This is a genomic window from Nitratireductor thuwali, assembly GCF_036621415.1.
In the GTDB taxonomy this organism is placed as follows: domain Bacteria; phylum Pseudomonadota; class Alphaproteobacteria; order Rhizobiales; family Rhizobiaceae; genus Chelativorans; species Chelativorans thuwali.
In genome coordinates this window covers 2095052-2115796 of record NZ_CP030941.1, presented here as the reverse complement: position 1 = coordinate 2115796, position 20745 = coordinate 2095052, and the positions used below count along the sequence as shown (strand labels likewise).

General features: G+C 62.7%; 25 protein-coding genes. 8 read left to right on the top strand and 17 right to left on the bottom strand.

Annotation, left to right across the window (positions count from 1 at the left end; all coding sequences use genetic code 11):
• Window positions 1–166: 166 nt before the first annotated feature.
• The 6 genes from ahcY to NTH_RS10230 form a co-directional block, all read right to left on the bottom strand.
• Complete coding sequence (gene ahcY / locus NTH_RS10255) at window positions 167–1564, bottom strand: adenosylhomocysteinase (protein WP_338529925.1); 1398 nt, start codon at window positions 1562–1564, stop codon at window positions 167–169.
• Window positions 1565–1699: 135 nt separating this feature from the next.
• A complete protein-coding gene (locus tag NTH_RS10250) occupies window positions 1700–1990 on the bottom strand; it encodes an HPr family phosphocarrier protein (protein ID WP_338529924.1) in 291 nt (96 codons plus the stop codon).
• Window positions 1987–2388: a PTS sugar transporter subunit IIA gene (locus tag NTH_RS10245; RefSeq protein WP_338529923.1), complete on the bottom strand. Its 402-nt coding sequence runs from the start codon at window positions 2386–2388 to the stop codon at window positions 1987–1989. Before NTH_RS10245 ends, NTH_RS10250 begins: the two co-directional genes overlap by 4 nt.
• Before the next feature lie 295 nt (window positions 2389–2683).
• A complete protein-coding gene (locus NTH_RS10240) occupies window positions 2684–3130 on the bottom strand; it encodes an HPr kinase/phosphorylase (protein WP_338529922.1) in 447 nt (148 codons plus the stop codon).
• A gap of 6 nt (window positions 3131–3136) precedes the next feature.
• On the bottom strand, window positions 3137–4915 hold the full coding sequence (locus NTH_RS10235) for a sensor histidine kinase (RefSeq protein ID WP_338529921.1): 1779 nt from the start codon (window positions 4913–4915) through the stop codon (window positions 3137–3139).
• Window positions 4916–5094: 179 nt separating this feature from the next.
• Entirely contained in the window at window positions 5095–5796 is a 702-nt protein-coding gene (locus tag NTH_RS10230; protein WP_338529920.1) for a response regulator transcription factor, read from the bottom strand.
• Between the two features lie 332 nt (window positions 5797–6128).
• Between NTH_RS10230 and NTH_RS10225 the strand changes: the two genes are divergently transcribed.
• The 4 genes from NTH_RS10225 (at window position 6129) to NTH_RS10210 (ending at window position 9559) form a co-directional block, all read left to right on the top strand.
• Window positions 6129–7739, top strand: a complete 1611-nt coding sequence (locus NTH_RS10225; protein WP_338529919.1) for a phosphoenolpyruvate carboxykinase — start codon at window positions 6129–6131, stop codon at window positions 7737–7739.
• A 92-nt stretch (window positions 7740–7831) separates the two neighbouring features.
• On the top strand, window positions 7832–8266 hold the full coding sequence (gene arfB, locus NTH_RS10220; RefSeq protein ID WP_338529918.1) for an alternative ribosome rescue aminoacyl-tRNA hydrolase ArfB: 435 nt from the start codon (window positions 7832–7834) through the stop codon (window positions 8264–8266).
• 103 nt (window positions 8267–8369) lie between these two features.
• Window positions 8370–8822, top strand: coding sequence for a peptidoglycan-binding protein LysM (lysM, locus tag NTH_RS10215; RefSeq protein ID WP_338529917.1), 453 nt, complete (start codon window positions 8370–8372; stop codon window positions 8820–8822).
• A gap of 119 nt (window positions 8823–8941) precedes the next feature.
• Complete coding sequence (locus NTH_RS10210) at window positions 8942–9559, top strand: alpha-ketoglutarate-dependent dioxygenase AlkB family protein (protein WP_338529916.1); 618 nt, start codon at window positions 8942–8944, stop codon at window positions 9557–9559.
• A 72-nt stretch (window positions 9560–9631) separates the two neighbouring features.
• Here NTH_RS10210 and coaA read toward each other — a convergent pair whose 3' ends face one another.
• Genes coaA through hisB form a run of 7 tightly spaced genes read right to left on the bottom strand, consistent with a single transcriptional unit; the run spans window position 9632 to window position 14285 of the window.
• Window positions 9632–10591, bottom strand: a complete 960-nt coding sequence (gene coaA / locus NTH_RS10205) for a type I pantothenate kinase (RefSeq protein ID WP_338529915.1) — start codon at window positions 10589–10591, stop codon at window positions 9632–9634.
• Between the two features lie 32 nt (window positions 10592–10623).
• Entirely contained in the window at window positions 10624–10947 is a 324-nt protein-coding gene (locus tag NTH_RS10200; protein WP_338529914.1) for a phosphoribosyl-ATP diphosphatase, read from the bottom strand.
• Complete coding sequence (hisF, locus tag NTH_RS10195; protein ID WP_338529913.1) at window positions 10944–11759, bottom strand: imidazole glycerol phosphate synthase subunit HisF; 816 nt, start codon at window positions 11757–11759, stop codon at window positions 10944–10946. The genes NTH_RS10200 and hisF overlap by 4 nt, the downstream gene beginning before the upstream one ends.
• Window positions 11756–12490, bottom strand: coding sequence for a 1-(5-phosphoribosyl)-5-[(5-phosphoribosylamino)methylideneamino]imidazole-4-carboxamide isomerase (gene hisA / locus NTH_RS10190; RefSeq protein ID WP_338529912.1), 735 nt, complete (start codon window positions 12488–12490; stop codon window positions 11756–11758). The genes hisF and hisA overlap by 4 nt, the downstream gene beginning before the upstream one ends.
• A complete protein-coding gene (gene hisH, locus NTH_RS10185) occupies window positions 12487–13137 on the bottom strand; it encodes an imidazole glycerol phosphate synthase subunit HisH (RefSeq protein ID WP_338529911.1) in 651 nt (216 codons plus the stop codon). The genes hisA and hisH overlap by 4 nt, the downstream gene beginning before the upstream one ends.
• A gap of 2 nt (window positions 13138–13139) precedes the next feature.
• Window positions 13140–13643: a DUF2628 domain-containing protein gene (locus NTH_RS10180; protein ID WP_338529910.1), complete on the bottom strand. Its 504-nt coding sequence runs from the start codon at window positions 13641–13643 to the stop codon at window positions 13140–13142.
• A gap of 33 nt (window positions 13644–13676) precedes the next feature.
• Entirely contained in the window at window positions 13677–14285 is a 609-nt protein-coding gene (hisB, locus tag NTH_RS10175; protein WP_338529909.1) for an imidazoleglycerol-phosphate dehydratase HisB, read from the bottom strand.
• A 189-nt stretch (window positions 14286–14474) separates the two neighbouring features.
• Between hisB and hslV the strand changes: the two genes are divergently transcribed.
• From hslV to NTH_RS10155, 4 genes are all read left to right on the top strand, one after another.
• A complete protein-coding gene (gene hslV / locus NTH_RS10170; RefSeq protein ID WP_338529908.1) occupies window positions 14475–15023 on the top strand; it encodes an ATP-dependent protease subunit HslV in 549 nt (182 codons plus the stop codon).
• Window positions 15013–15555 (top strand): GNAT family N-acetyltransferase, encoded by a 543-nt coding sequence (locus NTH_RS10165; RefSeq protein ID WP_338529907.1) that lies wholly within the window; start codon window positions 15013–15015, stop codon window positions 15553–15555. Before hslV ends, NTH_RS10165 begins: the two co-directional genes overlap by 11 nt.
• Window positions 15552–16862: an ATP-dependent protease ATPase subunit HslU gene (hslU, locus tag NTH_RS10160; protein ID WP_338529906.1), complete on the top strand. Its 1311-nt coding sequence runs from the start codon at window positions 15552–15554 to the stop codon at window positions 16860–16862. The genes NTH_RS10165 and hslU overlap by 4 nt, the downstream gene beginning before the upstream one ends.
• Before the next feature lie 94 nt (window positions 16863–16956).
• Complete coding sequence (locus NTH_RS10155) at window positions 16957–17925, top strand: DUF1402 family protein (protein ID WP_338529905.1); 969 nt, start codon at window positions 16957–16959, stop codon at window positions 17923–17925.
• Here the strand turns inward: NTH_RS10155 and NTH_RS10150 are convergent.
• The 4 genes from NTH_RS10150 to NTH_RS10135 form a co-directional block, all read right to left on the bottom strand.
• Window positions 17920–18324, bottom strand: coding sequence for a helix-turn-helix domain-containing protein (locus NTH_RS10150; RefSeq protein ID WP_338529904.1), 405 nt, complete (start codon window positions 18322–18324; stop codon window positions 17920–17922). The genes NTH_RS10155 and NTH_RS10150 overlap by 6 nt on opposite strands.
• Window positions 18321–18872, bottom strand: a complete 552-nt coding sequence (locus NTH_RS10145) for a Smr/MutS family protein (protein WP_338529903.1) — start codon at window positions 18870–18872, stop codon at window positions 18321–18323. The genes NTH_RS10150 and NTH_RS10145 overlap by 4 nt, the downstream gene beginning before the upstream one ends.
• Complete coding sequence (locus tag NTH_RS10140; RefSeq protein WP_338529902.1) at window positions 18869–19921, bottom strand: murein transglycosylase A; 1053 nt, start codon at window positions 19919–19921, stop codon at window positions 18869–18871. Before NTH_RS10140 ends, NTH_RS10145 begins: the two co-directional genes overlap by 4 nt.
• Before the next feature lie 92 nt (window positions 19922–20013).
• On the bottom strand, window positions 20014–20715 hold the full coding sequence (locus NTH_RS10135; RefSeq protein WP_338529901.1) for a Tim44/TimA family putative adaptor protein: 702 nt from the start codon (window positions 20713–20715) through the stop codon (window positions 20014–20016).
• Between the last annotated feature and the right edge of the window lie 30 nt (window positions 20716–20745).

Here is a 20745-nt window from a genome sequence, read left to right as displayed (position 1 = left end):
CCGCCCCCGGTCCGCGCTGCGCTGAACTCAATACCGGTGGCGCTCCTCGAATCACCGCACTGTAGCCGTTGAGCGAATCGGCGTGAAGAAGGAGGTGCGACAAAAATAATGCCGGCCGCTTTGTCAAGAGGCCGGCATCAATATGTTGTGTGGGACGACCTTTGGATCAATACCTGTAGTGGTCTGGCTTGAACGGCCCCTGCACGTTCACGCCAATATAAGCAGCCTGTTCCGGCGAGAGCTCGGAAAGCTTCGCGCCCAGCTTGTCGAGATGCAGTCGCGCGACCTTTTCATCGAGATGCTTGGGCAGCACATAGACCTTGTTTTCGTACTGGCTCGTATGCGTCCACAGTTCGATCTGGGCCAGCACCTGGTTGGTGAAGGAGGCGGACATGACGAAGCTGGGATGGCCCGTGGCGTTGCCGAGGTTGAGCAGACGCCCTTCCGACAGGAGAATGAGGCGCTTGCCGTCGGGGAACTCGATCATGTCCACCTGCGGCTTCACATTGGTCCATTTCAGATTGCGCAGGGCCGAGACCTGAATTTCGTTGTCGAAATGGCCGATGTTTCCAACGATGGCCATGTCCTTCATCTTGCGCATGATATCGAGGGTGATGACGTCCTTGTTGCCGGTGGTCGTCACCACGATGTCGGCAGTCGGCGCGGCGTCCTCCAGGGTCACCACCTCAAAGCCGTCCATGGCGGCCTGGAGGGCGCAGATCGGATCGACCTCGGTCACCTTCACGCGCGCGCCGGCACCCGAAAGCGATTGCGCCGAGCCTTTGCCCACGTCCCCGTAGCCGCAGACGATCGCGACCTTGCCGGCCATCATCACGTCGGTGGCGCGGCGAATGCCGTCGACTAGGGATTCCTTGCAGCCATATTTGTTGTCGAACTTGGACTTGGTGACCGAGTCATTGACGTTGATCGCGGGAAAAGGCAGCAGGCCCTTTTTCTGAAGCTGGTAGAGCCTGTTGACGCCGGTGGTCGTCTCTTCGGTCACGCCCTTTATCGCATCGCGCTGGCGCGTGAAGAAACCGGGGGTCTCGGCCATGCGCTTCTTGATCTGCGCGAAGAGGATTTCCTCCTCCTCGTTGCCCGGACTGGTGAGAATGTCCTCTCCGGCCTCGGCGCGGGCGCCGAGGAGAATGTACATGGTGGCGTCGCCGCCATCGTCGAGGATCATGTTGGTGGGCCCACCGTCGCTCCACTGGAAAATGCGGTCCGTATAGGTCCAATATTCCTCCAGTGTCTCGCCCTTGACGGCATAGACCGGCGTGCCCGTTTCCGCGATCGCGGCGGCGGCATGGTCCTGGGTGGAAAAGATGTTGCAGGAAGCCCACCGCACTTCCGCGCCCAGCTCCTTTAGCGTTTCGATCAGCACCGCGGTCTGGATCGTCATATGCAACGACCCGGATATGCGCGCCTCTTTCAGCGGCTTTTCCTTGCCAAACTCCTCGCGGCAGGCCATCAGGCCCGGCATTTCCGTTTCAGCTATTTCGATTTCCTTGCGCCCCCAGGGAGCAAGCGAGATATCGGCGACGAGGTAGTCATTGGCGGCCATGGATTTCAGCTCCAGTTGGACAACGGGCGCGGCTGCGCGCGATCAGGCGCATTTGCTACCAGATAGCAGCGGTGCGAACAACGATATAAAGAAATCTTTATCCCTGCATGCGACCTAAAAAGAGGCGCCGGCTCTTCAGCTTTCCTCGCCAAAGCGAGCAGCAACCAGTTCGGCCAGAGCATGCATGACTTCCTTGGCCTGCGGCCCTTCCGCCTTCACCTTAATGCAGCAGCCGGGGCTGGCTGCCAGCATCATCAGTCCCATTATGGAGGTCCCGCCAACGGCGATTCCATCCTTCTCGACCGTCACGCGTGCATCGTACGCGCCGGCCAGCTGAACGAATTTGGCCGACGCGCGCGCATGCAGGCCGCGCTGGTTGACAATGGCGAATTCGCGTTCAATCAAGGCGGTTCGGGCTGTGGTCACTTTCCGCTGAGCACCTGGCTTGCCACATTGATGTATTTACGGCCAGCCGTCTGCGCTTCATCGAGCGCCTTTGCCATGTCGTCGGCGGCGCGCGCGCTCGAAAGCTTGATGAGCATCGGCAGGTTCATTCCGGCAACGACCTCGATCCGACCGGCCTCCATGACGGAGATCGCCAGGTTTGACGGCGTTCCGCCGAACATGTCGGTCAGGATGATAACGCCCGAGCCAGCGTCGACACTGGCCACGGCTTCAACGATGTCGCGGCGGCGCTGCTCCATGTCGTCCTCGGCGCCTATCGACACCGTTCCAAAATTTTCCTGCGGTCCGACCACATGCTCGACAGCGTGGCGAAACTCTTCAGCCAGCCGACCATGGGTGACGAGCACGACGCCGATCATCGAACAGAAATCCTTCCGTTGCACAGTCCGGCAATGGCGGCGCAGCGGAGCGCACCGGCATTTCCGTCGCCGCATGTCAGATCGGTCAAGGCTACGCTCCGTCCGATTGGCACTTTCTGCTCCGACGTTCGAACATCTGTTCGCATCCGGCAACCATTTTTTATTTCGGTTCCAATCAATGGCGTGACCGGTGAACGGTCTTGCCTCACGGCAGAAGGGGTATCTTGTCAACGGGGAAAGCGTTGACAAGCCCAATATGCGGCGATTCGTCTGAAAATTCGTAGCACATGGCAGGTCAGGCAAAGGGCGGCAGGCCCAGTCTCGCGCAGATGGCCAGGCCCGCGCCGGCCGCATCGCCGGCCGGCAGATCCTGGCATGGCAAGTCGACGCCCTCGATCCCGATGGCGCCCTCCTCATCAAACCGCGGCGCCTCGGCCAGCTCGACCAGCCGCACGACGAGGTCGACGACCGCCCTCGGCTCATGCCGGATCGCCGATGGCCCCCGGCCAAAGGCCTCGGCCAGGCCCGCGATCGCGGCAGGGACGGTTCCGATCAGCCGGCCGCCTTTCCGTTCGAGCAGCACCTGATCGTCGCTGACCAGTCGAGCGAAAGTCCCCTGGGCGCGGCAAAGGGAAAGAAGCGTCAGCATCAACCGGGTTTTGCCGGAACCGGAACGTCCGAGAATGAGAACGCCGCTGTGTTCCAGCACCAGCAGCACGCCGTGATGGTTGCTTCCCGTCATCCAGATCTACTCATCAGCCGGCAGGGCGATGACGAAGCGGGCGCCGCGTATGTCGCCGGGTTTGGCGCCGGGGATGTTTTCGGCCGTCAGCGTGCCGCCATGGGCTTCAATGATCTGGCGGCTGATGGAAAGGCCGAGGCCGGAGTTCTGGCCGAACGCCTCGCCGGAAGGGCGGTCCGTATAGAAGCGCTCGAACACGCGTTCGATGTCGTCGGCGCGGATGCCGGGTCCGTTGTCTTCCACCGTCAGGATAATGCGCTTGGCCGAGCGCCCCATGCGCAAGTCGATGCGGCCGCCATCGTCGGGCACGAACGAGCGGGCGTTCTCGATGAGATTGGTGATGACCTGGCTCAGCCGCAGGTCGTGGCCCGCCACGAAATAGTTCTTGTTCTGCTCCTTCTCGGCGACCGTGAAGGTGATATCGACCTTCTTCTTGTTGCGGCCCACGTCGCGGGCGGCTCCCACCAGGTCCGAGACGAACTGCCGAAAATCGATGCGCTCGGCATCCTCGCGCACCATTTCGGCATCAAGGCGGGAGGCGTCGGAAATGTCCGAGATCAGCCGGTCGAGCCGGCGGACGTCGTGCTGGATGATCTCCATGAGCCGGTCGCGCGAGCGCTGGTCCTTTGCCAGCGGCAAAGTTTCGACCGCGCTGCCAAGCGAGGTCAGGGGGTTCTTGAGTTCGTGAGCCACATCGGCGGCAAAGCTTTCGATGGCGTCGATACGCGCATAAAGCGCCTTGGTCATATCGCGGAGCGCGACCGAAAGATTGCCGATCTCATCCTGCCTGTGGGAGAAATCGGGGATCTCCTCGCGGCTTCTCACCCCACGGCGCACCCGTATGGCCGCGGCCGAAAGCCTTCGCAGCGGGTTGGCGATCGTCGACGCCAGAAGAAGCGACAGCACTGCCGTCACGAAGGCCGCCACGCCGAAAACGCCAAGTATGGCATTGCGCTGCTCGGCATTGATTTCGTCGATGTCGCCTTCGCGGGTGAGCTGCAAAGCCCCCAGAACCGCGCGAAACCGCTGAATCGGAACGGCGACCGAGATGATGTATTTCCCTTCCGCCGTCTGACGCACCTTGTAGCTGGGCTTGCCCGTGGTGAGGGCGCTCACCACCTCCTCATAGACAACGCCGCTGCCGCCGGGCACTTCCTCATAAAGCGGAAGACTGTCGCGGGAGAAGAATGTCGAAATGCGCTTGTAGATGCGCCACAGCGGGTTCTCCCTCTCCTCGTCCAGCGGCGGCAGATCGTATCGCAGCACCTGGCCGCTGGCATAAAGGGGCTTGGAATCGAGAATGTGGTCGCCCTGCGGACCGTAGACGCGAGCCCGGGTGCGAGGGTTGGAGATCAGCCGCCGCAGCAGGGGCGCCACCGTTTCGGGATTGATCGGAAAATCGAGGTTCTCAAGATGGTCGACGCCCGGTTGCATGCTTTCGCCGGCTTGCAGCTCGAGCAGCTTTTCCGGCGTCAGCTTGAGCGTGTCCATCTCCACCGTCGCCGATGCGGCGATGGCGCCGGCAACGATCTCGCCCTGCGTCGTAAGGCTGTCGATATGCGCCTCGATGAGGCCGTCGCTGTTCTGGTTGATGTAAAGGACGCCGACGACCAGGACGCCGATGGCGGCAAAATTGAGGATGAGTATGCGGCGAGTGAGACTAGAGAACAGATAGTGGCCCAGCATTCGGCGAAGCAGGACCGCGAGCCACCCAAGGTATCTCGTCCCCGGCTGGCCGGCCTTGCCCTGGGCCCGGGTCTTCCTGTGTTCCGTGTCTGCCACCATACTCTTTCAGTCGCTACAGCATCGTACCTGTATTCAATAACTTACCGCATCCTTTGCGCGTTCGAAAGCAAGGACGCACAACGCTGTAGCCGCCGCCACACGCCGCCGCGATGGCGGCGAGCCTGCGAAGATCGCGGTTAGCCCGTCGTGGCTGCAAGGACAATCCGGGACGGAAGCGATCAGGCTTCGCGGAAACGGTAGCCAACGCCGTAAAGCGTTTCGATCATGTCGAACTCCCCGTCAACCGACTTGAACTTCTTGCGCAGCCTCTTGATATGGCTATCGATCGTGCGGTCGTCCACATAGACCTGTTCGTCATAGGCCGAATCCATAAGAGAATCCCGGCTTTTGACCACGCCTGGGCGCTGCGCCAGCGAGTGCAGGATCAGGAACTCCGTCACCGTCAGCGTGACCGGCTCCCCTTTCCAGGTGCAGGTGTGCCGCTCCTGATCCATGACGAGGTGGCCCCGCTCCAGCGAGCGCGATTGCTTCTCAGCGGTTTTGGCCATCCCCTCGCGTGCGGTGCCCCGTCGTAGAACCGCCCGGACCCGCTCGACGAGAAGCCGCTGCGAAAAGGGTTTGCGCACAAAATCGTCCGCCCCCATCTTCAGGCCGAAGAGTTCGTCGATCTCGTCGTCCTTGGATGTCAGGAAGATCACCGGTATGTCGCTCTTCTGCCGCAGCCGGCGCAGGAGCTCCATTCCATCCATGCGCGGCATCTTGATGTCGAGTATGGCCAGATTTGGCGGGCGGGCCGTCAATCCTTCGAGCGCCGATGCGCCATCCGTATAGGTTTCGACGCGATAGCCCTCGGATTCCAGCGCAATCGAGACCGACGTCAGAATATTGCGATCATCGTCTACCAGCGCGATCGTTGCCATTTCTAGCGGCTCCCTCATATGCAATGTCCCTTCTGCTGCGTCGGGCGCAGTTGCAGGACAAATTAGGTACAAAATGTGGCACATTCACCGGCCAAAGTCACTTCGCCGCACTTCGGCGCCGCCTGCAGCCGGAATTCTCCCCGGCAGTTGGGGACGCGCCCTCCCAATTTCAGCGGCATAAAACCGATTAAACTCGGAGTCTAAATCTTTAAATCGATTAATGATTTGAAATTGCTTGGCTTTTCTGTTTCTGACATCGGCAGCCTGCCGATAAGGGTCGTCGCCCTGTTGCTGGCCGGCACGACAAGCAACAGAAACCAGGTGCGCCCCCGATGAAAGAAACCGGACCTCGCAATCCCGATTGCGGTATCGAGAAAGCCAGGCTGCAGACCACCGGCAGCGTCTTCTACAACCCAACCGCAGCCGAGCTTTGCGAGGAGGCCGTCTGCCGCGGTGAGGCCCGGCTGACGGCCCACGGCGCGCTGGTGGCGCGCACGGGGCAGCATACCGGCCGCTCGCCCAAGGACAGGTTTGTCGTGCGCGACGCAGGCAGCGAAGATTCGGTATGGTGGGGAAACAACCAGCCGATTACACGCGATCAGTTCGATGCGATCTATGCCGATTTCCTGTCCCACGCCGCCGGACGGGACCTTTTCGTCCAGGATCTGGTAGGCGGTGCCGATCCGCAGAACAGCCTGCCCGTGCGCGTGGTAACGGAGTTCGCCTGGCATTCGCTGTTCATCCGCCACCTTCTCATCCGCCCGGCGCGTCAGGCGCTTGCGCGCTTCGTGCCGAAGATGACGGTGATCGACCTGCCGTCCTTCAAGGCCGATCCGGCGCGTCACGGATGCCGCAGCGAAACGGTGATCGCCATCGATCTGTCGCGCATGATCGTGCTGATAGGAGGCACGGCCTATGCCGGCGAGATGAAAAAATCCGTCTTCACCGCGCTCAACTACATCCTTCCCGAAAAGGGTGTCATGCCGATGCATTGTTCGGCAAATGCCGGCCCCGCGGGCGATGTCGCCGTCTTCTTCGGCCTGTCGGGTACGGGCAAGACGACGCTTTCGGCGGACCCGTCCCGGATATTGATCGGCGACGACGAACACGGCTGGGGCCAGGACGGCGTTTTCAACTTCGAGGGCGGCTGCTACGCCAAGACAATTCGACTCTCGGAAGAGGCGGAGCCGGAGATATTCGCCACCACGCGGCGTTTCGGCACGGTGCTGGAGAATGTCGTGCTCGACGAGGATCGTGTCCCCGATTTCGACGACGGCAGCCTCACCGAGAACGCACGCTGCGCCTATCCACTCGATTTCATTCCCAATGCCAGCGCGACCGGACGGGCCGGCCAACCGAAGAACGTCATCATGCTGACGGCGGACGCATTCGGGGTGCTGCCCCCGATCGCCCGTATGACGCCGGCCCAGGCCATGTACCACTTCCTTTCGGGCTATACGGCCAAGGTGGCCGGTACCGAGCGCGGCGTCACCGAGCCGGAAGCGACCTTCTCCACCTGCTTCGGCGCCCCTTTCATGCCCCGCCACCCCTCGATCTATGGCGACCTGCTGCGCAAACTCATCGCCAGCCACGGCGTCGACTGCTGGCTGGTGAACACCGGCTGGACCGGTGGCGCCTACGGCGTGGGCCGGCGCATGCCGATCAAGGCGACGAGGGCGCTGCTTTCCGCGGCGCTCAGCGGCTCGCTGAGCGATGCGGCGTTTCGCATCGATCCGCATTTCGGGTTCGAGGTGCCGGTGGAGGTCTCCGGCATCGACAAGAGCATGCTCGATCCGCGCTCGACCTGGGCGGACAAAGCGGCTTACGACGCACAGGCCGAGAAGCTGGTCGGCATGTTCGCGGATAATTTCGAGAAGTTCCACGCCCATGTGGACCCCGAAGTGCTGAACGCTTCGCCGCAGTTCCGGCAGGCTGCCGAATAGGGTTGCGGGCGCCGGCCGTTTGCATACATGTTGGTGGCCCGGCTCGCCGGGCCATTTTCGTCTGCAATCAGCAAAGCCTGACTGACAAGCCAATGCCCGAACCAGCTCTCATCATCCGGCCTGGCATTTTCGTCGACGAAGACGAGCTGGATGAGCAGTTCATCCGGTCTTCCGGCCCCGGCGGCCAGAACGTCAACAAGGTGGCGACGGCGGTGCAGTTGCGGTTCGACGCCGCCAACGCCCGCAACCTGCCCGAGCCCGTGAGGCAGCGGGCGCTGCATCTGGCCGGCAGCCGGGCGACCAAGGATGGCGAGATACTGATCGAAGCAGGACGTTACCGGACGCAGGAGCTCAACCGGACCGATGCGCGCGACCGGCTTATGGAACTGCTCAAGCGTGCCGCCGAGCCGCCGCCCAAGCCGCGCAAGAAGACCAAGCCCTCGCGCGGTGCGGTCGAGCGCCGCCTCAAGGCAAAGGCAGGGCGCTCCCAGGTGAAAAAGATGCGGGGGCCGATTAAGCCGGATTGATCGAGGGGCCTTACCGGCGTCAGCGAGGGACCACCGTTTTACGGTTGAAATATATTGCCGTTACACGTCAAATGACATGCTGTTCAAACAGGAGCATATTGCCATGGGAATTTTTGATTTCGTTAAGTCGGTGGGGAAGAAGCTGGGCGTGGTCGATGACGAAGCCCCGGAAGCCGCCGAGCTGAAGAAGGAGCTCGATTCGCACAAGCTCGGTACCGACAAGGTCGAGGTCGAGGTGCAGGGCGACAAGGTGGTGCTCAAAGGCGAGGTCGCCGATCAGTCGGCCTTCGAAAAGGCGGTTATCGCCGTCGGCAACACGCTTGGCGTTTCCAAGGTCGAGGCAGGCGAGCTGAAAGTGGCCGACGCGGGCGGCGAGACCAGCGAACCGGTTTTCTACACGGTCAAGAAGGGCGACAATCTCTGGAAGATTGCAGAGGCCAATTACGGCAAGAGCAATGGTGCGAAGTACACCGTGATTTTCGAGGCAAACAAGCCCATGCTGACCCATCCGGACAAGATCTATCCCGGGCAGGTGCTTCGCATTCCGGCGCTGTAAGAACGGGAAGCGGCGCCGCCAGGAATCGGGCGGCGCACTGATTTCCATGTGGCATCATCAACTCCCGGGCCCGGACGTCCGGGGTTTTGTGCTACTATCAAATGCCGTATGGGGAGATCATGGTTCAGCTGCCATCAGGCGTACGTCACCTCCCCGGCTGCCTCGACCTTGAGGCCCAGCAGTCGCTGGTCGACGAGATTCGGGCAGTCGTGGCCGAAGCGCCGCTCTATGTGCCCGCCATGCCGCGCACGGGCAAGCCGATGCGCGTACGCATGACCAATTGCGGCACGCTCGGCTGGGTCACCGACAAGGAGCGGGGCTACCGCTACCAGGCAACCCATCCGGTGAGCGGCAGGCCCTGGCCGCCGATACCAGCCTCGCTTCTGCGGCTATGGGACGAGTTCTCCTCCTATCCTCATCCGCCGGAGGCCTGCCTGGTGAATTTCTATGATTCCGACGCCAGAATGGGACTGCACCAGGATCGCGATGAGGAGGAGTTCGACGCTCCCGTCGTCTCCGTATCGCTGGGCGACGCCTGCCTGTTTCGCGTGGGCGGCACGAAGCGTGCGGACCGCACCGTATCGCTGCGGCTGGAGAGCGGCGACCTACTGCTGCTCGCCGGCGAGGGGCGGCTTTGCCACCACGGCGTCGACCGCATCTATCCCGGCACCTCGACCCTGTTGAAAGGCGTTGGCCGCATCAATCTCACCCTGCGCCGGGTGACGAAGCCGGCCTGACGGTCCGACATGGTGAAATGATAGCTATTCCAGACAAGCATATACCGGTTGTCGGTGCGCGATTGCTTAAATCTAAAGCTTACGCAGCGCCACTTCCTCCACCAGATGGTTCGCGCCCTTGCGCAGGATAAGGTCGGCGCGGGGGCGGGTGGGAAGAATGTTTTCCTTCAGGTTCTTCAGGTTGATGTTTTTCCAGAGCTGTTCGGCGATGGTGCGCGCGGCATCGGCTGAAAGCCGTGAATAGCGATGGAAGAAGGATTTCGGATCCCTGAAGGCGGTATCGCGCAGCCGCATGAAGCGGTCGACATACCAGTGATGGATCAGTTCTTCGGGCGCATCGATATAGATCGAGAAGTCGAAGAAGTCCGAGACCACGGGCACCGCCTTGCCGTCCTCGGGTAACTCGCGGGTCTGCAGCACATTGATGCCTTCGAAAATGAGAATGTCGGGCCTGTCGATGGTGACGAATTCGCCCGGCAACACATCATAAGTCAGGTGCGAATAGAGGGGCGCGCGCACATTCGGAAGCCCCGCCTTGATGCCCGACAGGAAGCGGAGGATCGCGCCGACGTCGTAGCTGTCGGGAAATCCCTTGCGGTCCATCAGGCCCTCGCGCCGCAGCACCTCGTTGGGATAGAGGAAGCCGTCGGTGGTAACCAGATCGACCTTGGGGCTCGACGGCCAGCGCGCAAGAAGCTCCTTCAGCACGCGCGCCGTGGTGGATTTGCCGACGGCGACCGATCCGGCGATGCCGATGATGAATGGCGCCTTCACCGCATCGTCCGCCTCGAAAAAGACCTGGCGTTGACGGAACAGGAGCTGGCTTGCCTCGACATGCGCCGACAGCAGCCGCGACATGGACAGGTAGATGCGGCGCACTTCATCCAGGTCGATAGGGTCGTTCAGCGAACGAAGCCGGCGAACCTCGTCCTCGGTGAGGGTGAGCGGCGTGTCGGCGCGGAAATTGGCCCAGCGCTCTGCGGAGAAGAAGCGGTAGGGAGAGTAGCGTTCCCCCGCAACCAACTGATCCATGCGCCGTAATCCCTCTTCCGCCCGCAACCGTTTCAATTCGCCGGGCGGGCGGCCTTCTCGGCAATGCCCGTGCGCGATGTGCGGCTTTCCAGTTCGGCCATCACCTCGTCCAGCGGCACCTCGGCCAGATTCAGGACAACCAGCCAATGATACAGAAGATCAGCGCTTTCGGAAATGACGGCTTCACGGTTCCCGCGCACCGCGGCAATGACCGTCTCGACGGCCTCCTCGCCAAGCTTCTGAGCGGCTTTTTCCATGCCTGCGGCATAGAGCTTGGCCGTCCAGGAATTGGTGTCGCCAGAGCGGGCGCGCTCGGCGATGATGGATTCCAGCCGCGCCAGATCGAAAGTGCTCATCGTGTCGCTGCCTCGCCCTGTTCTGGGCCTTGTGCCGGATCGAGCCGCATGGCCAGGCCATGATCGGCCATGAAGCGTTTTGCTTCGCCGATCGTATAGGTGCCGAAGTGGAAAATCGATGCCGCCAGCACAGCGGCAGCATGGCCCTGCTTAACGCCGTCGACCAGATGATCGAGCGTACCGACACCGCCCGAGGCGATCACCGGCACGCGCACCGCATCGGCCACCGTCCGCGTCAGCGCTATGTCGTAGCCGGCCTTGGTGCCGTCTCGGTCCATGGAAGTCAGCAGGATTTCGCCGGCGCCGAGGTCGACAACGCGGCGGGCGAACTCGATGGCGTCGATGCCGGTGGCGTTGCGCCCGCCATGGGTGAAGATTTCCCAGCGCGCGGCCGCGCCTTCCCCGGACACCTTCTTGGCGTCGATTGCGACGACGATGCACTGATCGCCGAACCGGTCGGCCGCGCGGGCGACGAAATCCGGGTCCTTCACCGCCGCCGTGTTGATCGACACCTTGTCGGCACCGGCAAGCAGCAGCTTGCGGATATCCGCCACCTCGCGAACGCCGCCGCCCACGGTCAGCGGCATGAAACACTGCTCGGCCGTCCGCGCCACGACGTCGAAGATCGTCTCGCGGTTCTCGCTCGAAGCGGTGATGTCGAGAAAGCACAATTCGTCCGCCCCGGCCGCGTCATAGGCCTTGGCCGCTTCCACCGGATCGCCGGCATCGACCAGGTCGACAAAGTTGACGCCCTTGACGACACGGCCGTCCTTGACGTCCAGACAGGGGATGACGCGGGATTTGAGCGTCATGATTGCGCCTCGCGCAGGATCCGCAGCGCCTCGGCCGGATCGACGCGCCCGTCATAGAGAGCGCGGCCGGAGATGGCGCCTTCCAGCTTCGCCGCGTCCGGCATCGTCATGCGCACGATATCGGCAATGGAGGCGAGCCCTCCGGAGGCGATGACCGGTATGTCGACCGCTTCTGCAAGGTCGATGGTTGCCTCCCAGTTGATGCCGGTCAGGACGCCGTCGCGGTCGATGTCGGTGTAGATGATCGCAGCAACGCCGGCTCCTTCGAAACGTTTCGCAAGCTCCGCCGCCGAAAGCTCCGAGATTTCGGCCCAGCCCTCCACCGCGACGTAGCCACCGCGCGCATCTATGCCGACGGCGATCCTGCCTGGAAACCGGCGGCAGGCTCCGCGCACCAGATCAGGGTCGCGCACCGCCACCGTGCCGAGGATGACGCGGGCGAGACCCTTGTCCAGCCATGCCTCGATCTGCTCAATTGTGCGGATGCCGCCGCCGAGCTGCACCGGGTTCTTCGTCGCTGCCAGGATCGCCTCGACCGCGGCACCATTGACGCTCGTTCCTGCGAAGGCGCCGTCGAGGTCGACCACATGCAGCCATTCGAACCCCTGCTCCTCGAAGGCCTTTGCCTGGGCGGCGGGATCGGCGTTGTAGACGGTCGCCTGGCTCATCTCGCCGAGCTTCAGGCGCACGCATTGACCTTCCTTGAGGTCGATGGCGGGGAAAAGGATCATGGCTTCCACTTCAGGAAATTGGCGATGAGCGCCAAGCCCAGCTGCTGGCTCTTTTCGGGATGAAACTGGGTGCCGGCAAGATTGTCCCGGCCCACCGCCGCGGTGACGGAACCGCCGTAATCGGTCACCGCCAGCACGTCCTCCTCGTGCTGCGCGTCGAGATGATACGAATGCACGAAATAGGCATGCAGCCCATCCGGCCCGGTGGGGATGCCGGCAAACAGCGGGTGGTCATGTTTCACGTGAATCGTGTTCCAGCCGATCTGTGGTATCTTGAGGGTCGGGTCGGAAGGCGTCATTTCCTTCACGTCGCCCTTGATCCAGCCAAGACCTTCCGTGACCGTTTTCTCCAGCCCACGCGACGACATGAGTTGAAGGCCGACGCAGATGCCGAGGAAGGGCCGCGCCCTGTCGATCGCCGTTTCGCGGATCGCCTCGACCATGCCGGGCACGGCATCGAGGCCCGCCCGGCAGGCCGCATAGGCGCCAACGCCGGGCAGAACGATGCGGTCCGCGGTGCGAACGCGGGCGGCGTCGGCCGTCAGTTCGATCTCTGCGGCAATGCCGGCCTCTCGGGCAGCACGCTCGAAGGCCTTGGTGGCCGAACGCAGATTGCCGGAGCCATAGTCGATGATCGCAACGCGCATGTTCAGGACTTCCGGGGGTAGTCGATCAGGCCGAAGGTGGAATGGCGGCGCTGTGCGACGGGGTTTCCGGCCGATCCCCAAGGCACTGGCGGAGGCGCCGCGGCCGGCCTCTGGCTCGTGCGGACATATTGGGGACCGGACGCCGATTCGGCCGCGTAGCGGATTTCTGCCTCGTCCTTGGAATTGGCCTCCACAACGCCCCATACATGCCAGCCTCTGCGCTGCAGGGACGCGACCCGCCAGCTCTGCGCCTCCATGCCTATCAGAAACGAAACGCACAAGGAGACGATGAAGGCCGCGGCCGAGTATCCGGCGACCGTTCCCAGCGCCGCCAGTGCCAGTGCCAGCGCCAGTGCGGCGAGCGCCTCCCACCACATGCGGTGGACGAGGAACCAAATGACGGGCGCCAGAAAGGCAAAAAAGGAAAAGCCGTCGCGCAGCACCACTGCCTTTTCCGCGGCATCGCCCGTTTCGGTTTCAGGTTCGACTACGAGATAGCTTGCCATTCAACTCTTCGCCCCATGCAGGCGTTACGACGGTCAGCCGTTCAGCGTTCCCTTGGTGGAGGGGACGGCATCGGGCTGACGGGGATCGGCCTCAAGCGCGGCGCGCAGCACCCGCGCCACGGCTTTGAAGCAGGTCTCGGCGATATGGTGGCTGTTGGCGCCATAGTGGTTGGCGACGTGCAGCGTAATGCCGGCGCTCTGCGCCAGGGCCTGGAAGAACTCCCGAACCAGTTCCGTGTCGAACGTGCCGATTTTGGCGGTCGGAAAGGTCACATTCCAGACCAGGAACGGCCGGCCCGAAACGTCGACGGCTGCCCGTGTCAGGCATTCGTCCATGGCAAGGTCGAGCGAAGCATAGCGCATGATGCCGCGCCGCTCGCCCAGCGCCTTCGCAAGCGCCTGACCGATGGCAATGCCGCAATCCTCCACCGTGTGGTGGTCGTCGATGTGCAGATCGCCCTTGGCTCTAAGCGTGATGTCGATGAGGCTGTGGCGGCAAAGCTGCTCGAGCATATGGTCGAAAAAGCCGACGCCGGATGCGACGTCGAAGCGCCCTTCCCCATCGAGATCGACCGAAACGGCGATATCCGTCTCGTTGGTCCTGCGGCTGATTTCGGCCTTGCGCGCCGTCCCTTGAGCCATGGCTGTCCTCTTGGCGGTCAGAAGGCCAGCCTTCTAGCAGCATGTCCGCCGGAACGCCAGCGCCAGCCGGCGTCGTGGGTATCCTTGCGCCGGAAGATGGCGGCCTCGGGCAACATGCCCGGTTTGCAATTGCCGGCGGGCCGCTTACATAACCGCTCTGGAGACGCCCGCCGTTCGAAAGGACCCGCCATGAGTGAAGCCCCTTCCATGCACGCCACCACCATCGTCACCGTTCGCAAGGGCGGCAAGGTGGTGATCGCCGGCGACGGGCAGGTCAGCCTGGGCCAGACAGTGATGAAGGGCAATGCACGCAAGGTACGCCGGATCGGTAAGGGCAATGTCATCGCCGGTTTCGCCGGCGCGACGGCGGATGCGTTCACGCTGCTGGAGCGGCTGGAAAGCAAGCTCGAGCAGTATCCCGACCAGCTGATGCGCGCCTGTGTGGAACTGGCCAAAGACTGGCGCACCGACCGGTATCTGCGCCGGCTGGAGGCGATGATGCTGGTTGCGGACAAATCGATCACGCTGGCGCTTACCGGCAATGGGGACGTGCTGGAGCCCGAGCAGGGCGTGATGGCGATCGGATCGGGCGGAAACTACGCGCTCGCGGCCGCCCGCGCGCTTCTGGATACGGACAAGGATGCCGAGGAAGTGGCGCGCAAGGCGATGGCCATCGCAGCTAGCATCTGCATCTACACCAACGACAACGTCGTCCTGGAATCGCTGGATGAAGAATGAAGGGTCAAATATCCGCTTCAATCCGGTGATGGAGGCCGATCTGCCGATGCTCGCGCAATGGCTCGGCGCCCCCCACATGCGGGAATGGTGGGGCGATCCGGAGGAGGAACTGGGTTTCATCCGCGACATGGTCGAAGGACACGATTCCACGCGGCCGTTCCTCATCGTGCTCGACGACCGGCCAGTGGGATACATCCAGTACTGGTTCATCGGCCATCATCAGAATGAGCAATGGGTGAAGGAACATCCCTGGCTCATGGAGCTTCCGTCCGAGACGATCGGCGTCGATCTTTCCCTCGGCGATCCCGAACTTCTGTCCAAGGGCATCGGCTCCGCCGCCCTTGCCGCTTTCGTTCGCCGGTTGATCGAGGAAGGGCACCGAAGCATCATCATCGATCCGGACCGCGGCAATGCGCGCGCCATACGCGCCTATGAAAAAGCCGGGTTCCGCCCTGTTCCCCACCTTGAGGGCCGCACCGGCGATGCACTCATCATGCAATACGACCGACACGCAAGCGAGACCAACCTATGACGAATTTTTCCCCGCGCGAGATCGTTTCGGAGCTTGACCGCTTCATCATCGGCCAGAAGGACGCCAAGCGTGCGGTCGCCATCGCGCTGCGCAATCGCTGGCGCCGCCAGCAGCTCGATGAGGGGTTGCGCGAAGAGGTGATGCCAAAGAACATCCTCATGATCGGCCCCACCGGCGTCGGCAAGACCGAGATTTCGCGGCGGCTGGCCAAGCTGGCAGGCGCGCCGTTCATGAAAGTGGAGGCCACGAAATTCACGGAGGTCGGCTATGTCGGCCGCGACGTGGAGCAGATCATCCGCGATCTCGTGGAGGTCGCTATCGGGCTGACCCGCGAGAAAATGCGCGAGGAAGTGAAAGCCCGGGCTCACGTTGCGGCTGAGGAGCGCGTGCTGGAAGCGCTGGTCGGCAAAACGGCCAGCCCGGCCACAAGGGACAGCTTCCGCAAGAAGCTGCGCAACGGCGAGCTCGACGACAAGGAGATCGAGATCGAGGTTTCCGATACCGGCGGCGGCATGCCCGGCTTCGAGATTCCCGGCATGCCGGGAGCCAATATCGGCGTCCTCAACATCAACGACATGCTGCAAAAAGCTATGGGCGGCAGCCGCACCAAAGTGCGCAAGACCACGGTCAAGGAGTCCTACGGGCAACTGATCGACGACGAGTCCGACAAGCTGCTCGACCAGGACGCCGTCATACAGGCCGCGCTGTCATCGGCGCAGAACGACGGCATCGTCTTCCTTGACGAAATCGACAAGATCGCATCCCGCGAAGGCGGCATGGGTGCCGGCGTCTCCCGGGAAGGCGTGCAGCGCGACCTGCTGCCGCTGGTGGAGGGAACGACCGTGGCCACGAAGTACGGGCCGGTCAAAACCGATCATATCCTGTTCATCGCCTCCGGCGCGTTCCACGTGTCGAAGCCGTCCGATCTTCTGCCGGAACTGCAGGGCCGCCTGCCGATCAGAGTCGAGTTGCGGGCGCTGGAGAAGGACGATTTCCGCCGCATCCTGACCGAGACGGAGGCGAGCCTCATCAAGCAGTATATCGCGCTGATGGACACCGAAGGCGTCGAGCTGGAGTTCACCGACGATGCCATCGACCGGCTCGCGGCGATTGCCGTCGACCTCAACGCCAGCGTGGAGAACATCGGGGCCCGCAGGCTGCAGACCGTGATGGAGCGTGTTCTGGACGACATCTCGTACAACGCGCCCGACCGGTCGGGCTCCAAGGTCACGATCGATGCCGGCTATGTCGACACCAATGTCGGCGACCTAGCGAAGAACACGGACCTTTCGCGCTTCATCCTCTAGCGCCCGTTCTCCGCACAATATTAGGGCTCGACTCAATGCATGTGTTTCCATAGGTTGCGCGCAATCAGAACAAGCATATGACGGCGGGCGGCGCATGGCGCTGAGGCACAGCATCCTGGCAGGGCTTTTGTTGGTTTGCGCGGCGAACGCCGTGGAAGCGGCCAGCCTCGTGCCGCCCGGCAACAGGCACGAAGAACAGCCGCCCGTGCCGGGCGCGTCGGCCTCGCGCACGAGCGCCGGGAAAACGACATTCGAGGCCAAATACAAGCGGGTCTACCAGCTCCTGAAGAACGACGTCGCGCTGCGCGAGAAGATCCGCGTCACAGCCGACGAGTATGGCATCGACCCCACCCACGTCATCGGCGCCATCATCGGGGAACATACCTACAACGTGGATGTCTACGACCGGCTGCAGACCTATTATGTGAAGGCCGTCTCCTATCTGAACAGCAACTTCAGCTTCTCCTATGAGGGTGAGGGCATCGCGGATTTCATTGAGCGGCCGGAATTCGCCGAGTGCGATGACAGGAAGGGCAGCTACGCCCTGTGGAGCTGCCGCGAGGTAGTCTGGGACAAGGCGTTCCGCGGCAGGAAGGTGGACGGAAAACGCTTTCCCGACGACCGGTTCAGCGCGGTCTTCTTCCAGCCGCTCTATGCGGGCCAGACATTCGGCATAGGGCAGCTCAATCCGCTGACGGCGCTGCAGATGACCGACATCGTCAACCGCGTTTCCGGTTACGAGAAGATCGATCATCGCGATCCGCAGAAGGTCTACCAGACCATCATGGACCCCGACATAACGCTGGCCTACATATCGGCAACGATCAAGAAATCCATCGACGCCTACCGCGAGATAGCCGGGTTCGATATCTCGAAAAACCCGGGAATCACGGCGACGCTCTATAATGTCGGCAACCCCGCGACCCGGGCAGCCAAGCTGGCTGCGGAGAACCGGCTGCGCCGCAAGCACGGCCAGGACATCAAACTCCCGGAAGAAAACTACTATGGCTGGCTGGTCAACGACCGGCTGGAAGAGCTGCAGGCGCTCGTTCCCGCTTCATGAGCGCCGCCGCCGGGCCGCGTCGCTGGTTTTCGATCCATCATCCTCCAGCATTGCCTCCAGGCGCCGGAAAAGCTCATCGATCTGCGCATCATCGAGGGTGGCGATGTTGCGCGCCAGCAGATTGGCGAGCGCGGTCGCTTTGTCGGAAAGGCCCGCCGTGTTCACGACGACGCGCGGGTCGGAAATTTCGGCCAGACGCTGAAGCTCGTCCGCCTCGTCCCAGATCACGTTGAAATAGCCGATGATCTTCTGCACCATCGCCCAGTTCGGCGGGCTGCGCCGGCCGTGCTCCAGCGCCGATAGATAGGCCGGACTGACATTAAGGGCGGCCGCCATCTCCTTTTGGCTGGCGCCCCGGGATTGGCGAAGCTGCCGGATGCGTTCCCCGAAAGGCGTCATCCGGCCTGCTCCCTGCGGCGCAGACGCACATAGATCGCTCCCTCGCCGCCATGCTGGCGCGATGCTTCCTCGTAGCCACTAATGAGTTGCCGGAATGGAGCAGTGGCAAACCATTGCGGAACCGCCCGCCGCAATATCCCCTCGCTTGCGGGCGAGGAGCCCTTGCCGGTGATGACAAGCAGGTAGCGGCGATCCGCCTCATAGGCCCGGCGCAGAAACGACAATAGCAGCATATGCGCCTCCTCCTGCCTCAAGCCATGCAGGTCGACCCGCCCCGCAATCGCAAGCCGGCCGCGGGCGATCTTTTCACGGGTAGCTGCATCCATCTTGCGTGGAGCGTTGCTGCCCGGCGTTGATATTTCCGGGCGTGGCGATTGACCTGGCGGTGCCTTGACCGCCGCCGCCCTGGCGCGCGGCGGCTCTGCCGGTGCTTCGGCCTCATCTTCTTCGGGAACGGCTTTTCCTGGCAGCGGCTTCGCGGTGCGCGCCACTTTGGTCCACAGGACGCGATCCTCCCGGGTGAGGCTCTTTCGGGCCGTCCTTTTCATCCCGGCAACCCGTCCATTGCCCGGGGAACGAGCATATGAAAATCAGCGGGATGCCGGATGACACCGGCGGTTTCGCCGGCATCTTTTCCCGTGCCCATGAACAGATCGCCGCGCGCCGGGCCGGTGATTGCCGATCCGGTGTCCTGAGCGATCATCAGGCGCTGGAACGGCCGTCCCCCCGCGTCCAGGGCCGGCGATAGGATGAAGAAGGGGGTCGCGAAAGTGTGCAGAAGGCGGTCGACGGCGACGGAGCGGCCGGGCGTGAGCTGCACCTTTGCCGCAGCGACCGGTCCGAGCGCGGCATCGCCCGGTTCGGTTTCCCGAAAGAAAATGTAGGAGCGGTTGCGCCAGAGAATGTCATCGACGCGGCTGGGATTGTCGGCGAGCCAGGCGCGAATGGACTGCATAGTGACCTCGGACGGCGGAATCTCGTCCATACCTGCCAAAACGCGGCCAATTCCGGTGAAAGGATGGCCGGTCTTGCCCGCGTAAGTGATCCGCCGCACGCCGCCGTCCGGCATGTGGAGACGCGCGGCGCCCTGAACATGAATGAAGAACGCATCGACCCGATCGTCCAGCCAGAACAGCTCCAGTCCCCTGCCTTCCAGCGCACCGGTGTCAATGGCCCTGCGATCGAAGTAAGGGATCAGGCGCTCGCCCTCGCGCCTAGCAAACGCATAACCCGGCTCTATGCCGGGGGGCGGATCGTCGGGGTCGATTTCGACCAGATCGAGCGGTCTGCCATATACAGGAACCTGGAAACGCTCGGTCCGCACAAGGGACGCTTTCGCCTCAGGTTCGTAATAGCCCGTGACGAAGCCCTGCCCACCCGTCTCCGGCAAAACGCGATGGGGGCGGAAGAAATGTTCGAAGAAGGCGCGGGAATCGGCCGGGCCGATATCGCCACGGGACGACAGGGCCGCTTCAAAGGACTCGCCGAAGGACGCGGCCGAGATGCCGAAGCTGCCGGTACGGTACGGCTTTACGGTCTTGGCGTATTCCGCGGAGCGACGGAAGGCAGCAAACGCCGACAGGAGGTCGTCGGACATCCAGCCGGCAATGTCTGGGAAGGCTACCGGCCGAACGGCTGGAATAGGCCCCTGCCAGCCTTCCGGGTTCCGCCCCGGCTCAGCCACCTGACCTATTCCTCTGCTTCGGTGGCCACCAGCTTCCAGTTGGGATCGCCGGAGCGCGTATCGCGTGCGAAGGTCCAGACGTCCTTGACTTCGGCGACTGTCTCGGGATCGCCGTCGATTACGCTGCCGGCATTGTCGCGGGTGGCCGAGATCAGCTCGCTGACGATGCGCAGCGTGACATGGGCCTCGGTCCCTTTCATCTCGGCGCCGACGATCGTCGCCTTGTCGATACCGACAAAGGACGATTCAATTTTCTCCGACCGCTTCTCACGCTCGTCGATGGCAGACACGAAGCCCTCATATACGTCCCGCGAAAGAAGATTCTTCAGGGTCTTTCGGTCGCCGTCGGCAAAGGCCATGACTATCATCTCGTAGGCCATCTTTGCGCCCTCGATGAAACCGCGCGGATCGAAGGAGGGGTCGGCGTCCATGATTGCGCGCAGGCCTCTGTTCACGCTGGTGCCAGGCTTGGCGATGGCATCGATCGCCGCATAAGCTTCCGCGGTTTCAGGCGCGTCCTTGCGCCGCGGCAGGGAAATGACGTTGTCCTCGGCGCTTTTGTCGGCAGTCTTGCGACGGGAGGCCGTATACGGATCGAACGGCGGACGCTCATTGCCCGTGCGGCGTCCGAGGACGTTTCGCAATTGAAAGAAGATCACGACCGCCGCGACCAGGAAGAAAATTGTGCCGAAATCAAAGAATTCCATATCGTTCAGCCGCTAGCCGCCTTTGTCGCA

Excerpts from the sequence above, each read along its gene's own strand:
- NTH_RS10180 (WP_338529910.1), bottom strand. The coding sequence starts at position 13,643 with ATGGCAAGCTATCTCGTAGTCGAACCTGAAACCGAAACGGGCGATGCC.
- arfB (WP_338529918.1), top strand. The coding sequence starts at position 7,832 with ATGCCCGAACCAGCTCTCATCATCCGGCCTGGCATTTTCGTCGACGAA.
- NTH_RS10225 (WP_338529919.1), top strand. The coding sequence starts at position 6,129 with ATGAAAGAAACCGGACCTCGCAATCCCGATTGCGGTATCGAGAAAGCC.
- NTH_RS10150 (WP_338529904.1), bottom strand. The coding sequence starts at position 18,324 with ATGACGCCTTTCGGGGAACGCATCCGGCAGCTTCGCCAATCCCGGGGC.
- NTH_RS10245 (WP_338529923.1), bottom strand. The coding sequence starts at position 2,388 with ATGATCGGCGTCGTGCTCGTCACCCATGGTCGGCTGGCTGAAGAGTTT.
- NTH_RS10145 (WP_338529903.1), bottom strand. The coding sequence starts at position 18,872 with ATGAAAAGGACGGCCCGAAAGAGCCTCACCCGGGAGGATCGCGTCCTG.
- NTH_RS10210 (WP_338529916.1), top strand. The coding sequence starts at position 8,942 with ATGGTTCAGCTGCCATCAGGCGTACGTCACCTCCCCGGCTGCCTCGAC.
- lysM (WP_338529917.1), top strand. The coding sequence starts at position 8,370 with ATGGGAATTTTTGATTTCGTTAAGTCGGTGGGGAAGAAGCTGGGCGTG.
- hisB (WP_338529909.1), bottom strand. The coding sequence starts at position 14,285 with ATGGCTCAAGGGACGGCGCGCAAGGCCGAAATCAGCCGCAGGACCAAC.
- ahcY (WP_338529925.1), bottom strand. The coding sequence starts at position 1,564 with ATGGCCGCCAATGACTACCTCGTCGCCGATATCTCGCTTGCTCCCTGG.
- NTH_RS10200 (WP_338529914.1), bottom strand. The coding sequence starts at position 10,947 with ATGAGCACTTTCGATCTGGCGCGGCTGGAATCCATCATCGCCGAGCGC.
- NTH_RS10240 (WP_338529922.1), bottom strand. The coding sequence starts at position 3,130 with ATGACGGGAAGCAACCATCACGGCGTGCTGCTGGTGCTGGAACACAGC.
- NTH_RS10140 (WP_338529902.1), bottom strand. The coding sequence starts at position 19,921 with ATGTCCGACGACCTCCTGTCGGCGTTTGCTGCCTTCCGTCGCTCCGCG.
- hslV (WP_338529908.1), top strand. The coding sequence starts at position 14,475 with ATGAGTGAAGCCCCTTCCATGCACGCCACCACCATCGTCACCGTTCGC.
- hslU (WP_338529906.1), top strand. The coding sequence starts at position 15,552 with ATGACGAATTTTTCCCCGCGCGAGATCGTTTCGGAGCTTGACCGCTTC.
- hisH (WP_338529911.1), bottom strand. The coding sequence starts at position 13,137 with ATGCGCGTTGCGATCATCGACTATGGCTCCGGCAATCTGCGTTCGGCC.
- NTH_RS10155 (WP_338529905.1), top strand. The coding sequence starts at position 16,957 with ATGGCGCTGAGGCACAGCATCCTGGCAGGGCTTTTGTTGGTTTGCGCG.
- NTH_RS10235 (WP_338529921.1), bottom strand. The coding sequence starts at position 4,915 with ATGGTGGCAGACACGGAACACAGGAAGACCCGGGCCCAGGGCAAGGCC.
- hisA (WP_338529912.1), bottom strand. The coding sequence starts at position 12,490 with ATGATCCTTTTCCCCGCCATCGACCTCAAGGAAGGTCAATGCGTGCGC.
- coaA (WP_338529915.1), bottom strand. The coding sequence starts at position 10,591 with ATGGATCAGTTGGTTGCGGGGGAACGCTACTCTCCCTACCGCTTCTTC.
- hisF (WP_338529913.1), bottom strand. The coding sequence starts at position 11,759 with ATGACGCTCAAATCCCGCGTCATCCCCTGTCTGGACGTCAAGGACGGC.
- NTH_RS10165 (WP_338529907.1), top strand. The coding sequence starts at position 15,013 with ATGAAGAATGAAGGGTCAAATATCCGCTTCAATCCGGTGATGGAGGCC.
- NTH_RS10135 (WP_338529901.1), bottom strand. The coding sequence starts at position 20,715 with ATGGAATTCTTTGATTTCGGCACAATTTTCTTCCTGGTCGCGGCGGTC.
- NTH_RS10230 (WP_338529920.1), bottom strand. The coding sequence starts at position 5,796 with ATGGCAACGATCGCGCTGGTAGACGATGATCGCAATATTCTGACGTCG.